Origin of the sequence: Pseudomonas oryzihabitans (assembly GCF_014522265.1) — a bacterium.
Taxonomy (GTDB): Bacteria; Pseudomonadota; Gammaproteobacteria; order Pseudomonadales; family Pseudomonadaceae; genus Chryseomonas; species Chryseomonas aestiva.
Genome location: NZ_CP017024.1, coordinates 2454838 through 2467935, shown reverse-complemented (window position 1 = coordinate 2467935; position 13098 = coordinate 2454838). Strand labels below are relative to the sequence as shown.

Here is a 13098-nt window from a genome sequence, read left to right as displayed (position 1 = left end):
CCGTGAAGGCGCCCTACCGGACGCTCCTCGACGAGGCGTCTCTGCCGCCAGCCTTTGCTCAGCCGTGCGCTACGGCGCGCTGGGTCTGGGTCAGGACAGCCGTTCCTCGATTCGCGCGGACCACCGCCCAGCGTTTCGCTTCCGTATAGAACTCCTGAGGGTCCGGACACCTCTCAACTGAAGCGTCAGCCCCGTGATCGATGGCGATCCCGCTGACGGCCTTGAGAGACACCGAGCCCCCATGAATGCCCCCCTAGCCACCGCACCTCGCCCCTATCGCGTCGGCCTGATCGCCGATACCCATGGCCTGCTGCGGCCCCAGGCGCTGGAAGCCCTGGCCGGCAGCGACTTCATCCTGCACGCCGGAGACATCGGCAAGCCCGACATCCTCGACGCCCTGCGCGAGCTGGCACCGCTGGCGGTGGTCCGCGGCAACAACGACGACCTGCCCTGGGCCGACGACATCCCGGAGCGCGTCACCCTGACCCTGGCCGACGTCGACATCCATATGCTGCACATCCTGCCCGAGCTGGATCTGGCGGCCGCCGGTGCCACGGTGCGGGTGGTGGTCAGCGGCCATTCGCACAAGCCGCTGATCGAAGAGCGTGCTGGCGTACTCTACATAAATCCCGGCAGCGCTGGCCCGCGGCGCTTTCGGCTGCCGATCAGCGTCGGCCGCCTGACCCTGGATGCCGGCCAGCTCCAGGCCGAGATCCTGGAACTCACCCCCTGAAGGAATCCCGATGAGCATCGATTACCACTCCTACGAACCCAGCCAGGGCCACGGCCTGCCCCATGACCCCTTCAACGCCATCATCGCGCCCCGTCCCATCGGCTGGATCTCCTCCCATAGCGAAAGCGGCGTTCTCAACCTGGCGCCCTACAGCTTCTTCAATGCCTTCAACTACAAGCCCCCGCTGATCGGCTTTTCCAGCCAGGGCTACAAGGACAGCGTGGCCAATATCGAGCGCACCGGCGAGTTCGTCTGGAACCTGGCCACCCGTGAACTGGCCGAGGAGATGAACACCAGCAGCGCCATGGTCGGGCCCGAAGTGGACGAATTCGCCTTGGCTGGCCTCGAACCCGCGCCCTCCAGTGTCGTCAAGGTGCCGCGTGTCGCTCGGGCCCAGGTGGCCTTCGAGTGCAAGCTGAGCCAAGTCGTCCGCCTCAAGACCGCCGCCGGAGATGAACTGGATCAGTGGCTGGTGCTGGGCGAGGTAGTCGCCGCCCATATCGACAAGCGCCTGCTCAAGGATGGCATCTACCAGACCGCGGCTGCCCGCCCCATCGTGCGCGGCGGTGGCCCGGCCGACTATTTCGAGATCACCGAGGCCGCGCTGTTCCGCATGCGTCGCCCCGACTGAGCGGTCGGCCCTGGAATGCAAAACGGCGCCCCAGGGCGCCGTTTTGCATTCCAGGCTCACTAGCCTGCGGCGCTGACGCGAAAATTCAGTCGCGGGAAATGCACCTGGAGCGCCCCCAGTTGCGCGTCGTGGCGACGGATCACCAGGGCTTCGCTGTCGGCATGCACCAGCTCGCCCACCACGGGATCCACCCCATAGTCGGTCGCCGCCACGCTCACCCGGTCACCCCAAGCGAAGCCTTCCACGGCAACGGCCTGGTCGCTCGGCAAGGCCAGCGGCTCCGCGGTCCTGGCGATCTCCAGCGCCTCGGCGGCGCCGAGTTCCTCATGGGTACCATGACCGAACCCCAGCACCCGGGCGAACCAGGCGGCGATCTCGGGACGCTCGTCGATCAGGGGCGCCAGTTGTGGTGTGCTCTTGAGAAACCAGAAGTTGTGCGCCAGGGCGATGTCGGCCAGCGAAGGCGCGCCAAACAGGAATTCGCCAGCGCTGCGCCCGAGCTGGGTTTCCAGCCGGGTCAGCAGGGTTGGCAGCTGTTGCCGGGCCTGCTCGGGTGTCAGACGACTCAGGCTGCCACCACTGAACAGCGCCTTGCGGTCATCCATGAAGGCCTGGGCCTGCTCCGGCGGCAGGCTGGCCAGGCGCGGCCCCATGATCTCCGGCTGGAACATCAGCGCCACCGCATGCTGGAACAGTACCGAATCCGCCCAGCCGGCAAAGGCGGCCACGACCGCTTCCTGACCCTCCGGAAACAGCGCCGGTACCGCCTTCTCCGCCTCCAGTCGGCGGGCGATCAGCGCCGTGTCGCAATAGACATCGGCCCCCACCTGCAGCACCGGGGTCTTGCGATAGCCGCCGGTGAGCGCCACCAGCTCGGGCTTGGGTAGCATCCGCGGAATGATCACTGAACGCCAGGCCAGCCCCTTGAAACCCAGCAGCAGGCGCGCCTTCTCGGCGAAGGGCGATTGCCAATAGTGATGCAGAATCAGCTCGGACATGACAGCACTCCTGAATCAGCCACGGGCGAGGTGCCGGACAGGGCCAGCACCAGGGCTTCCTTGGCTCGTTTGGGTAGCTTCTTGATCTGGATTTCGCGGCGCAGGGCGGTCGACTTGTCGCCGCAGGCTTCCACATAGACCAGCGCCTGGGCCGGGCTGGAAGCGAAGAAGCGGGCACCGCGGCCACTGCGGTGCTGGGCGAAACGGCGCTCGGGATCATCGCTGATGCCGCAATAGAGCGCCTGATTCTCGGCGCGCACCAGGTAGACATACCAGGTGCGCGCGGGTGGCAGGGGGTCGTCGCTCACCGTCAGGCGAACCACTCCCGGGCGGTACGCCAGACGCACACGCCGACGAAATAGATGCCGCTGGCGAACCAGAGGACCATCAGCCACAGCGGCTTGTCGGGATGCACGAACACCATCATGGCGCTGCTGAGCAGCCAGATGGAGGTCACGGCGATGTTCAAGGCCATCAGCTGGCGCACGCGGAAGGGATGCAGGAACTTGACCCGGGTCAGGGTCAGGGCGGCCAGCACCAGCACCACCGCCATGCTGAACCAGGGCGCCAGGTCCAGCACGTAGAAATACAGCGCCACCACATTCCAGGCCGCGGGAAAGCCGACGAAATAGTTGTCGGCGCTCTTCATGTTCACATTGCAGAAACAGAACAGCGACGACAATAGGATGATGCCCACCGCCACCAGCTCGAAGTGCGGCGGCAAGGGAACGAAGCGATAGATGAAGATCGCCGGAATGAACACATAGGTCAGGTAGTCGACCACCAGGTCCAGCGCCGAGCCGTCGAAATGGGGCAGGACCCGCTTGACTTCGAACTTGCGCGCCAGGGTACCGTCGAGCCCGTCGACGAGCAGGGCGATGCCGAGCCACATCAGGCAACCCTTGGGTTGACCGTCGACCAGAGCGAGCAGCGCCAGGAGCGCGAGGATCACACCACTGGAGGTCACCGCATGGGCGCCCCAGGCCTTGGCTTTTGTCAGCATGAGCGGATGGGAAATGGAGTTCACGGGCGTCTCTCTATGATGACGGCTTCGACTGTCCAGCGCACCGCCTGTTCTGGCAATACGCTACGAAATCGACAATGAAGCCGGTGAACGGCAAGGCGGGCCTTGACCGCCGACCCCGGAAACCGGGCGCCAAACATTGAGGATACCGCGCCTTGCTGTCCTTTGCCCGCCTTCCCGCCGAACGCCCGTGACTGGGTTCGCAGGACGACCGGGGCGGAGCACGTCCGCCCCGGTCGCTTCCTAGTGCAGGATCTGGCCGAGGAAGAGCCGCGTGCGCTCGTTCTGCGGGTTGTCGAAGAACTGGTCCGGCGCGGCCTGTTCGACGATCTCGCCCTTGTCCATGAAGATCACCCGGTTGGCCACGGTGCGGGCAAAGCCCATCTCGTGGGTCACGCAGAGCATGGTCATGCCGTCCTGGGCCAGGCCGATCATGGTGTCCAGCACCTCCTTCACCATTTCCGGATCGAGCGCCGAGGTCGGCTCATCGAACAGCATGATGCGCGGCTGCATGCACAGCGCCCGGGCGATGGCCACGCGCTGCTGCTGGCCGCCGGACAGCTGGCCCGGAAACTTGTTGGCCTGCTCGGGAATGCGCACCCGCTGCAGGTAGTGCATGGCGATCTCTTCGGCCTGCTTCTTCGGCAGCTTGCGCACCCACATGGGCGCCAGGGTGCAGTTCTGCAACACGGTCAGGTGCGGGAAGAGGTTGAAGTGCTGGAACACCATGCCGACTTCGCTGCGAATGGTCTCGATCTGCTTGAGATCGTTGGTCAGCTCGGTACCGTCGACGATGATCTGGCCCTTCTGGTGCTCTTCCAGGCGATTGATGCAGCGGATGGTGGTGGACTTGCCCGAGCCGGACGGCCCGCACAGCACGATACGCTCGCCCTGGGTAACGGTCAGGTTGATGTCCTTGAGCACGTGGAACTGGCCGTACCACTTGTTCACGTCCTTGAGCTGGATCATGACCTTGCTGCTGTCGACCGGCTGCTTGTTGCTTACATTCATCTATTGACTCCTAACGCTTGTGGCCGGTGTTCAGCTTGCGCTCCAGGCGGGCGGAGTAGCTGGACATGGCGAAACAGAAAATCCAGAAGACCAGGGCGGCGAACACATAGCCTTCGGTGGACAGACCAGGCCAGGCCGGGTCGGAGGTGGCGCGCTTGATGCTGTTGAGCAGGTCGAACAGGCCGATGATGACCACCAGGCTCGAATCCTTGAACAGCGCGATGAAGGTGTTGACGATGCCCGGGATCACCAGCTTGAGCGCCTGCGGCAGGATCACCAGGCCGGTGGTCCGCCAGTAGCCCAGGCCCATGGCCGCAGCGGCTTCGTACTGCCCCTTGGGAATGGCCTGCATGCCACCTCGCACCACCTCGGCGATATAGGCCGCCTCGAAGATGATCACCATGACGATGGCGCGCAACAGCTTGTCCAGGTTCATGCCATCGGGCAGGAACAGCGGCAGCATCACCGACGACAGGAACAGCACCGTGATCAGCGGGATCCCCCGCCAGAACTCGATCATGGTCACGCAGATGACCTTGATCGCCGGCAGCTTGGAGCGGCGCCCCAGGGCCAGCAGGATGCCCAGCGGCAAGGCGCCGACGATGCCTACCGCGGCGATCACCACGGTCAGCATCAGGCCGCCCCACTCGCTGGAGGGCACCACGCGCAGACCGAGACCGCCATACAGCAGCCAGAAGGCCACCAGCGGATAGATCACCAGCAGGGCCAGGCCGTAGCGGGCCTTGTGCTTGAAGCTGTCGAGAAACAGCGGAATCGCCCCGATCACGGCGATCACCACGGTCAGATCCACGCGCCAGCGCTGATCGCCAGGGTAGAAGCCGTACATGAACTGCCCGAAGCGCTCCTTGATGAACACCCAGCAGGCACCGCCTGGCACGCAATCGGCACGGGTGCTGCCGCTCCAGGTGGCATTGATGAAGGCCCAGTTCACCACCGGCGGCACGATCAGCCAGACGAGGTAGAGACCGAACAGGGTCAGGAGGGTATTGCCGATGCTGGAAAACAGGTTGCCCCGAATCCAGGCCAGGACACCGACGCTGGAAGGCGGCGGCGGCAGGTCCGGTTTGAAAGTATGGGTCTGGTTACTCATACGCGCTCCTTAACGCTCGATCAGCGCGATGCGCTTGTTGTACCAGTTCATCAGGATGCTGATGCTGATGCTGATGGCCAGGTAGACGCTCATGGTGATGGCCATGGTCTCGATGGCCTGACCGGTCTGGTTCAGAACGGTGCCGGCGAACAGCGCCACCATCTCCGGATAGCCGACGGCGGCACCCAGCGACGAGTTCTTCATCAGGTTCAGATACTGGTTGGTCAGCGGCGGAATGATCACCCGCAAGGCCTGGGGAATGATCACCAGCCGCAGGGTCAGCCCCGGACGCAGCCCCAGCGAACTGGCCGCCTCGGTCTGACCGTGGCTGACCGCCTGGATGCCGCCACGCACCGTCTCGCCGATGAAGGCCGCGGTGTAGACCGACAGGGCCAGCGCCAGGGACACCAGCTCGGGGATGATCACCCAGCCGCCGCGCAGGTTGAAGCCCTGCAGTTCCGGCACCTCCCAGTGCAACGGCCTGCCGAAGACCAGGGCCGCCAGCAGCGGGATCCCGATCAGCAGCGCCAGTACGGTCCACAGCACCGGGAAGCGCTGGCCCGTGGCATGCCGCCGTTTGCGCGCCCAGCGCACCACCACCACGCTGGCGACGATGGCGATCAGCAGCGCGATCAAGCCGGGCAGGAACCCGGCATCGGCGATCGGCGCGGGCATGTACAGACCGCGGTTGTTGACGAAGAAGGCTTCGCCCAGGCTCAGACTCTGGCGCGGACCTGGCAGGGGCGCGAGCACGGCGAAATAGAAGAAGAAGATCAGCAGCAGCGGGGGAATGTTGCGGAAGGTCTCGATGTAGACCGTGGCGACCTTGCGCAGCAGCCAGTTGTTCGACAGCCGGGCCACACCCACGGTGAAACCGATGATGGTCGCCAGGAAGATACCGATGACCGACACCAGCAGGGTGTTGAGCAGTCCGACCAGGAAGACCCGCCCGTAGGTGTCGCCTTCGCTGTAGGGAATCAGGTGCTGGGGAATGCCGAAGCCGGCGGTATTGTTCAGGAAGCCGAAGCCGGAGGTGATACCCCGGTTGGCGAGATTGGCCTGGGTGTTGGTGAACAGGAACCAGCCGAAGGCCACAACGGCGATCACGGCCACGATCTGGAACAGCCAGGAGCGTGCCTGCGGATCGGTGAGCAGAGACCCACGGACCGGCGAGGACGGTTTGCTAACGTTTTGCATCTACTAGAAGCCTCATTAAATTCTCGCCCCACAGCGCGGGGAACGCTGCAGGGCGAGAATCTGCACATCCGGAAGGTGGTCGGCGACTAAGGCGCCGAGATCAACGGACCGGCGGGGCGTACTGCAGACCGCCTGCATTCCACAGGGCGTTGAGGCCACGCTTGATCTTCAGATCGCTGCCCATGCCGACGTTGCGCTCGAAGACTTCGCCGTAGTTGCCGACCTGCTTGACGATTTGCACCGCCCAGTCTTTCGGCAGCTTCAGATCCTTGCCGAATTCGCCATCGGCACCCAGCAGACGACGTACGTCAGGGTTCTTGGAGTCCTTGGCCTGGGCCTCGACGTTGGCGGAGGTCAGACCCAGCTCTTCGGCGTTGACCAGGGCGAACAGCGACCACTTGACCACGGTCAGCCAGTCCTCGTCACCACGACGGACGGCCGGTGCCAGGGGCTCCTTGGAGATCACCTCGGGCAGCACGACATAGTCGTCGGGCTTGGACAGCTTGTTGCGCTGGGCGTACAGCTGCGACTGGTCGGAGGTCAGGACGTCACAACGACCCGCTTCCAGCGACTTGGCGCTCTCGTCCGAGGTGCTGTAGGTGATGGGGGTGAACTTCATGCCGTTGGAACGGAAGTAGTCGGCCAGGTTGAGTTCGGTGGTGGTACCGGCCTGGATGCACACGGTGGCGCCGTCCAGTTCCTTGGCGCTCTTCACACCCAGCTTCTTGTTCACCAGGAAGCCCTGGCCGTCATAGTAGGTGACCCCGGCGAAGATCAGGCCCATGCCGCCATCGCGGGAGCTGGTCCAGGTGGTGTTGCGCGACAGCACGTCGATCTCGCCGGATTGCAGCGCGGTGAAGCGCTCCTTGGCGGTCAGGGGAGTGAAACGAACCTTGGTGGAGTCACCGAAGACCGCAGCGGCCACGGCGCGGCAGACGTCGACGTCGATGCCCTTGTAGTCACCCTTGGAATCGGTGTAGGAGAAGCCCGGCAGGCCATCGCTGACGCCGCATTGCACGAAACCTTTGTTCTTCACCGCATCCAGGGTAGCGCCTGCGTGAGCCATGCCGGACAGGCCAAGAGCAGCGGCGGTGGTCAGAATTGCCAGGGTAGACTTCACCATCTTCATCGATAAGCTCCACTTTGTTTATGAATTACGTTCCAGTCGCACGGCAGCACGATGTCTCTCGCCTGATTGCCGTGGAACCCGCCCACCCGATCCCTGGGCGTCCTTCATCAAGGGAAGAAGGAGACGCACTGGAAGGCATGACGAAGCAGTGAGTCAGTGTTACCTGTTAGTGCACTACCTGGCCGCAGCCTAGATGAGGCAATTTGCGGACCAGTGAATGCGACAGATGCTCACTTGGCTCAAACCCGGCAATCGCGAGACTTCGAGCAAAAAGCCGGACAACTAAATTACGAAAATGCGACACGCATTTTGTGCACCATCTGTTACCACACCCATTTTTAGTGGCACCAAACTGGAGCAAAGCCTTGGAAAATTCGCCTCTTGTGCTGGAATCGCCCAGCGGAACCGCCGATAGCTGCGTCATTTGGTTGCATGGCCTGGGGGCAACCCAGCATGACTTCGAACCCGTTGCCGAATTGTTGCAGCGCAGCCTGAGCTCGACCCGTTTCGTCCTGCCCCAGGCACCGACCCAGGCGGTCACCATCAATGGCGGCTGGGCCATGCCCTCCTGGTACGACATCCTGGCCATGAATCCTGCCCGGGCCATCGACCGCGCCCAGCTGGAAACATCGGCCACCACGGTACGAGGCCTGATCGAGACCCAGCAGGCCCAGGGCATTCCCGCCGAACGCATCGTGCTGGCCGGTTTCTCCCAGGGTGGCGCCGTGGTGTTGCATACCGCCTACAACACCTCCTGCCCCACCCTGGGTGGGGTCATGGCGCTGTCGACCTACGCGCCCAGCTTCGAAGACGCCCAGGTCAATCGCGGTGGGGCGACCCCGGCGCTGTGCCTGCATGGCGACCAGGACGATGTGGTTCCCCTGGCCCTCGGGCGCGCCGCCTACGAGGCGCTGGTGGCCGCGGGCGTGGAAGCGCTCTGGCACAGTTATCCCATGCGCCACGAGGTGATTCCGGCGGAAATCCAGGATATCCGGGACTGGCTGCTGGCACGTCTCGGCGGAAAATAAAGCGCGAATCAGCGGACCGCTTCGTTTTTGGAAACCGGTCGACAATTTGCGGAATCTGGGGGCGAAGGGAGGCCTGGAAAGGGCAAAGCGAACGAACTTTGGGGTACCCATCCGGTCCAGTAGGGGTGCCTGAAGGTCGTGATGTGCATGGAGCAGCTATGGCCCGAGTTTTCCTTTCAGCCCCCGGGGTGATCCTTTGATGGCCGCCCCCTTGTCGGCCTGGCTGGCCGAAGTCCCGGTCGCTTCCCTGAAGGACCTGCGCCTGTTCAAGGGCGTGGAGACCCATCTGCTGGAAGCCCTGATCGCCCGCTCGGCCACCCGCAGCCTGGTCGCCGGTGAGTGCCTGCTCTCGCCCGCCATGATCAACCAGTACATGTACCTCGTGCTGGAAGGTCGCCTGCGGGTCCACCTGGGTTCGCCGGAAAATCCGCCCATCTATCTGCTCGGTCCGGGTGAGTGCTCGGGCGAAATCAGCTTCATGGACAGCGAGCGGCCCAGCGCCCATGTCATCGCCGAAGCCGATACCCTGGTGCTCTGCCTGCATCGCGACCTGGTGCTGGAGCTGATCGAACGCTCTTCCAAGGCCATGCACAACCTGCTCGGCATCCTCTGCGAGCGGATGCGTCGTGGCAATCAGCTCATCGTCGACACCGAACGCAACGCCAACGTCGACACCCTGACCGGCCTCTTCAACCGTCGGCGTCTCGAGCAGCTGTTCGAGCGCGAAAGCACCCGTTGCGCCTTCAACCGGCAGCCGCTGAGCCTGCTGATGCTGGATGTCGATCACTTCAAGCGCTACAACGATACCCATGGCCACCTGGCGGGCGACTATGCCCTGTGCCTGGTCGCCAACACCCTGCGCGACCAGCTGCGGCCCAAGGACAGCATGGCGCGCTATGGCGGTGAAGAGTTCGTCATCCTGCTGCCGGAAATCGATCGCGACGAAGCGATCGCCATCGCCGAGCGCCTGCGCCAGAGCCTGGCGGAGATCAAGGACTTCTATTCGCCCTGCGGCAGGCTGCCGGGGGTCACCGTCTCCATCGGCCTGGCGCAGATGCGCAAGGCCGACTCCCTGGATGAACTGGTCGGACGTGCGGACAAATCGCTCTACCAGGCCAAGGATGCCGGGCGCAATCGGATCAGTGGCTGACCGGATTGCGCCTGCGTTCGGCAGGTAGTTGTTGCCGGGCACGTCGGTTGCTTTACACTGCGGTCTCATTCCGCTTTCGATGATCGAGACCCTCCGTGCTCAAGGCACTCAAAAAATTTCTGGGCAAGGATCAGGAGGTCGCTCAGCCGACTCCCTCCCCTGCGCCCCAAGCTACCCCCAGCGTCGCTCCTGCAGCCCCCTCCTCTCCTGCACCCATCGCGCCCGAGCCTCAGGCCGAGCGTGTGCCACGCAAACCGCGCACCTCAGGCGAATCCCGTAGCCAGGAGCCGCGTGCCCAGGCCGAAAAACAGGAACCTCGCGCCCAGGCGGAAAAATCCGCCAAGCCGCGCCGCGAGCGCAGCCCGCGCAAGCCCAAGCCGGTCGACACCTGGAAACTGGAAGACTTCGCGGTCGAACCGCAGGAAGGCAAGAAGCGCTTCCATGACTTCAAGCTGGATCCGCGGCTGATGCACGGCATCCATGACCTTGGCTTTCCCTACTGCACGCCGATCCAGGCGGAAGTACTGGGCTTCACCCTCAAGGGCAAGGACGCCATCGGCCGTGCCCAGACCGGCACCGGCAAGACCGCCGCCTTCCTGATCTCGACGATCACCCAGCTGCTGACCACGCCGCCGCCCAAGGAAAGATACATGGGCGAGCCACGGGCGCTGATCATCGCGCCGACCCGCGAACTGGTGGTGCAGATCGCCAACGACGCCCTGGACCTGGCCAAGTACACCGGGCTCAACGTCATGAGCTTTGTCGGCGGCATGGACTTCGACAAGCAGCTCAAGCAGCTCGAAGCGCGCTACTGCGACATCCTGGTCGCCACCCCGGGCCGTCTGCTTGACTTCAACCAGCGCGGCGAGGTGCACCTGGACATGGTCGAGGTCATGGTGCTGGACGAGGCCGACCGCATGCTGGACATGGGCTTCATCCCCCAGGTTCGCCAGATCATTCGCCAGACCCCGCCCAAGAGCGAACGCCAGACCCTGCTGTTCTCCGCCACCTTCACCGACGACGTGATGAATCTGGCGCGGCAGTGGACCACCGATCCGGCCATCGTCGAGATCGAGCCGGAAAACGTGGCCAGCGACACCGTCGAGCAGCACGTCTATGCCGTGTCCTCCAGCGACAAGTACCGCCTGCTCTACAACTTGGTCGCCCAGAACAACTGGGAGCGGGTGATGGTGTTCGCCAACCGGCGTGACGAGGTGCGCCGCATCGAGGAGCGCCTGACCAAGGACGGCATCAGCGCCGCCCAGATGTCCGGCGATGTGCCTCAACACAAGCGCATCAAGACCCTGGAAGGCTTCCGTGCCGGCAAGATCCGCGTGCTGGTAGCCACCGACGTGGCCGGCCGCGGCATCCACGTCGACGGCATCAGCCACGTGATCAACTTCACCCTGCCGGAAGACCCGGACGACTACGTGCACCGCATCGGCCGTACCGGTCGTGCCGGCGCCACCGGTACTTCCATCAGCTTTGCCGGCGAGGACGACTCCTTCGCCCTGCCGCCCATTGAAGCCCTGCTGGGCCGCAAGATCGGTTGCGAGATGCCGCCAGCCGAGTTGCTCAAGCCGGTGCCGCGGCAGCGTTGAGGCAGACGCGTTGGAACGCCACTCTAAGCGGCCTATCAACGCGACCGCTTGCTGAACCTCTCTTATCGCGGCCATGGGCCGCTCCTACACCTGTATCGCGCCCCTGTAGGAGCGGCCCATGGCCGCGATAAGTGTTACCGGCGTGCACGCGCGGTGATTGCCAGCTGTTGGAAGTAATCCGTCGCAGGGTGGATGACGGCGTAACCTCATCCACCGCCAGCCTTGAGGCAGCAGGTGGAAAACGCTGACGCGGTTTTCCACCCTACCTCATCACCCCTTCGCCCAACGCTCTGCGGCATCCTGGTCGCTGGCGCGACCTTCCACCCAGCGCGGTCCCTCGGAGGTGTCTTCCTTCTTCCAGAAGGGGGCGCGGGTCTTGAGATAGTCCATCACGAAATTGCAGGCCTCGAAGGCCGCCTGGCGATGGGCGCTGGCGGTACCGACGAAGACGATGGGCTCGCCTGGCTCCAGTCGGCCGATGCGATGCAGGATATCGACCCTGAGCAGCGGCCAGCGCTGGTTCGCTTCTTCGACGATGCGCGCCAGGGCCTTTTCGGTCATGCCGGGAAAGTGCTCGAGAAACAACCCGCCGACGTCCCGGCCGTCGTTGAAATCCCGCACGTAACCCACGAAGCCCACCACGGCACCGATACCGGTGTTGGCGGCATGCAGGGCGTTGAGTTCTTGGCCGGGATCGAAGGCCTCGGCCTGCACACGGATCGTCATGCTCAACCTCCGGTCACGGTCGGAAAGAAGGCGACCTCGTCACCCTCGCGCAACGGCTCGGCCAGTCCGCAGAGCTCTTCGTTGCGCGCGCACATCAGACCGCGCTCGCCCAGGGTCTCGGCCCAGATCCCGCCGCGCTGGACCAGGTGTTCACGCAGGTCGCCAACGGTGGCCAGCCCAGGCTCCCAGGCGAGGCTGTCCTCGGCGAGGCCCAGCACTTCGCGATAGCGGGCGAAGAATTGCACGCGGATCATGCGGGCTGCTCCTCGGCGCGGAAGTGGCCACTCTTGCCACCGTTCTTTTCCAGCAGCCGCACTGCCTCGATGGTCATGCCGCGATCGACCGCCTTGCACATGTCGTAGAGGGTCAGGGCCGCGACACTGGCGGCGGTCAAAGCCTCCATCTCCACGCCGGTCTGACCGGATAGCTTGCAGGTGGCGATGATCCGTACCCCATCGGGGGCTTCGGCGACCAGCTGGACCTTGACACCGGTCAGCATCAGCGGATGGCAGAGCGGGATGAGGTCGGCGGTCTTCTTGGCTGCCTGGATCCCGGCGATACGCGCCACGGCGAAGACGTCGCCCTTGGGATGGCCGCCGCTCTGGATCAGGTCGAGGGTTTCCGGACGCATGCGCACCCGGGCTTCGGCGGTGGCTTCACGGAAGGTCACCTGCTTGTCGGTGACATCGACCATGTTGGCACGGCCTTGGGAATCGAGATGGGTCAGCACGGCATGACTCCTGGAAAGGACCTGCCATT

General features: G+C 64.2%; 15 protein-coding genes. 5 read left to right on the top strand and 10 right to left on the bottom strand.

Annotated elements, in window-relative coordinates; translation table 11 throughout:
* Nucleotides 1-241 precede the first annotated feature (241 nt).
* Both BGI51_RS11370 and BGI51_RS11365 read left to right on the top strand, forming a co-directional pair.
* Entirely contained in the window at nucleotides 242-733 is a 492-nt protein-coding gene (locus BGI51_RS11370) for a metallophosphoesterase family protein (RefSeq protein ID WP_187981200.1), read from the top strand.
* Between the two features lie 10 nt (nucleotides 734-743).
* Nucleotides 744-1364: a flavin reductase family protein gene (locus tag BGI51_RS11365; RefSeq protein WP_187981199.1), complete on the top strand. Its 621-nt coding sequence runs from the start codon at nucleotides 744-746 to the stop codon at nucleotides 1362-1364.
* 59 nt (nucleotides 1365-1423) lie between these two features.
* On the opposite strand, the gene BGI51_RS11360 is transcribed toward BGI51_RS11365, so the two are convergent.
* The 7 genes from BGI51_RS11360 to BGI51_RS11330 all read right to left on the bottom strand — a co-directional run bounded on the left by BGI51_RS11360 (nucleotide 1424) and on the right by BGI51_RS11330 (nucleotide 7834).
* Complete coding sequence (locus BGI51_RS11360) at nucleotides 1424-2362, bottom strand: glutathione S-transferase family protein (RefSeq protein WP_187981198.1); 939 nt, start codon at nucleotides 2360-2362, stop codon at nucleotides 1424-1426.
* The gene (locus tag BGI51_RS11355) at nucleotides 2350-2670 is read right to left on the bottom strand and encodes a GIY-YIG nuclease family protein (RefSeq protein ID WP_187981197.1); all 321 of its coding nucleotides are present in this window, start codon (nucleotides 2668-2670) and stop codon (nucleotides 2350-2352) included. Before BGI51_RS11355 ends, BGI51_RS11360 begins: the two co-directional genes overlap by 13 nt.
* 2 nt (nucleotides 2671-2672) lie before the next feature.
* Entirely contained in the window at nucleotides 2673-3365 is a 693-nt protein-coding gene (pcsA, locus tag BGI51_RS11350) for a phosphatidylcholine synthase (RefSeq protein ID WP_133862217.1), read from the bottom strand.
* A 264-nt stretch (nucleotides 3366-3629) separates the two neighbouring features.
* Nucleotides 3630-4397, bottom strand: coding sequence for an amino acid ABC transporter ATP-binding protein (locus BGI51_RS11345; RefSeq protein WP_039976153.1), 768 nt, complete (start codon nucleotides 4395-4397; stop codon nucleotides 3630-3632).
* Nucleotides 4398-4407: 10 nt separating this feature from the next.
* Nucleotides 4408-5508, bottom strand: coding sequence for an amino acid ABC transporter permease (locus tag BGI51_RS11340; RefSeq protein WP_187981196.1), 1101 nt, complete (start codon nucleotides 5506-5508; stop codon nucleotides 4408-4410).
* Between the two features lie 9 nt (nucleotides 5509-5517).
* On the bottom strand, nucleotides 5518-6705 hold the full coding sequence (locus tag BGI51_RS11335; protein ID WP_187981195.1) for an amino acid ABC transporter permease: 1188 nt from the start codon (nucleotides 6703-6705) through the stop codon (nucleotides 5518-5520).
* 100 nt (nucleotides 6706-6805) lie between these two features.
* Complete coding sequence (locus tag BGI51_RS11330; protein WP_187981194.1) at nucleotides 6806-7834, bottom strand: amino acid ABC transporter substrate-binding protein; 1029 nt, start codon at nucleotides 7832-7834, stop codon at nucleotides 6806-6808.
* Nucleotides 7835-8217: 383 nt separating this feature from the next.
* Here BGI51_RS11330 and BGI51_RS11325 point away from each other — a divergent pair, with 383 nt between their 5' ends.
* The 3 genes from BGI51_RS11325 (at nucleotide 8218) to rhlB (ending at nucleotide 11613) form a co-directional block, all read left to right on the top strand.
* The gene (locus BGI51_RS11325) at nucleotides 8218-8862 is read left to right on the top strand and encodes an alpha/beta hydrolase (protein WP_187981312.1); all 645 of its coding nucleotides are present in this window, start codon (nucleotides 8218-8220) and stop codon (nucleotides 8860-8862) included.
* Between the two features lie 199 nt (nucleotides 8863-9061).
* Nucleotides 9062-10012, top strand: a complete 951-nt coding sequence (locus tag BGI51_RS11320) for a GGDEF domain-containing protein (RefSeq protein WP_187981193.1) — start codon at nucleotides 9062-9064, stop codon at nucleotides 10010-10012.
* A gap of 95 nt (nucleotides 10013-10107) precedes the next feature.
* Entirely contained in the window at nucleotides 10108-11613 is a 1506-nt protein-coding gene (gene rhlB, locus BGI51_RS11315) for an ATP-dependent RNA helicase RhlB (protein ID WP_187981192.1), read from the top strand.
* A 270-nt stretch (nucleotides 11614-11883) separates the two neighbouring features.
* On the opposite strand, the gene moaE is transcribed toward rhlB, so the two are convergent.
* The 3 genes from moaE to moaC are packed head-to-tail and all read right to left on the bottom strand — an operon-like array spanning nucleotide 11884 to nucleotide 13069.
* Nucleotides 11884-12339, bottom strand: coding sequence for a molybdopterin synthase catalytic subunit MoaE (moaE, locus tag BGI51_RS11310; protein WP_187981191.1), 456 nt, complete (start codon nucleotides 12337-12339; stop codon nucleotides 11884-11886).
* A 2-nt stretch (nucleotides 12340-12341) separates the two neighbouring features.
* A complete protein-coding gene (locus BGI51_RS11305) occupies nucleotides 12342-12593 on the bottom strand; it encodes a MoaD/ThiS family protein (RefSeq protein ID WP_158896819.1) in 252 nt (83 codons plus the stop codon).
* On the bottom strand, nucleotides 12590-13069 hold the full coding sequence (gene moaC / locus BGI51_RS11300; protein WP_187981190.1) for a cyclic pyranopterin monophosphate synthase MoaC: 480 nt from the start codon (nucleotides 13067-13069) through the stop codon (nucleotides 12590-12592). The genes BGI51_RS11305 and moaC overlap by 4 nt, the downstream gene beginning before the upstream one ends.
* Between the last annotated feature and the right edge of the window lie 29 nt (nucleotides 13070-13098).

Excerpts from the sequence above, each read along its gene's own strand:
- BGI51_RS11370 (WP_187981200.1), top strand. The coding sequence starts at position 242 with ATGAATGCCCCCCTAGCCACCGCACCTCGCCCCTATCGCGTCGGCCTG.
- BGI51_RS11365 (WP_187981199.1), top strand. The coding sequence starts at position 744 with ATGAGCATCGATTACCACTCCTACGAACCCAGCCAGGGCCACGGCCTG.
- BGI51_RS11360 (WP_187981198.1), bottom strand. The coding sequence starts at position 2,362 with ATGTCCGAGCTGATTCTGCATCACTATTGGCAATCGCCCTTCGCCGAG.
- pcsA (WP_133862217.1), bottom strand. The coding sequence starts at position 3,365 with ATGCTGACAAAAGCCAAGGCCTGGGGCGCCCATGCGGTGACCTCCAGT.
- BGI51_RS11345 (WP_039976153.1), bottom strand. The coding sequence starts at position 4,397 with ATGAATGTAAGCAACAAGCAGCCGGTCGACAGCAGCAAGGTCATGATC.
- BGI51_RS11340 (WP_187981196.1), bottom strand. The coding sequence starts at position 5,508 with ATGAGTAACCAGACCCATACTTTCAAACCGGACCTGCCGCCGCCGCCT.
- BGI51_RS11335 (WP_187981195.1), bottom strand. The coding sequence starts at position 6,705 with ATGCAAAACGTTAGCAAACCGTCCTCGCCGGTCCGTGGGTCTCTGCTC.
- BGI51_RS11330 (WP_187981194.1), bottom strand. The coding sequence starts at position 7,834 with ATGAAGATGGTGAAGTCTACCCTGGCAATTCTGACCACCGCCGCTGCT.
- BGI51_RS11320 (WP_187981193.1), top strand. The coding sequence starts at position 9,062 with ATGGCCGCCCCCTTGTCGGCCTGGCTGGCCGAAGTCCCGGTCGCTTCC.
- moaE (WP_187981191.1), bottom strand. The coding sequence starts at position 12,339 with ATGACGATCCGTGTGCAGGCCGAGGCCTTCGATCCCGGCCAAGAACTC.
- BGI51_RS11305 (WP_158896819.1), bottom strand. The coding sequence starts at position 12,593 with ATGATCCGCGTGCAATTCTTCGCCCGCTATCGCGAAGTGCTGGGCCTC.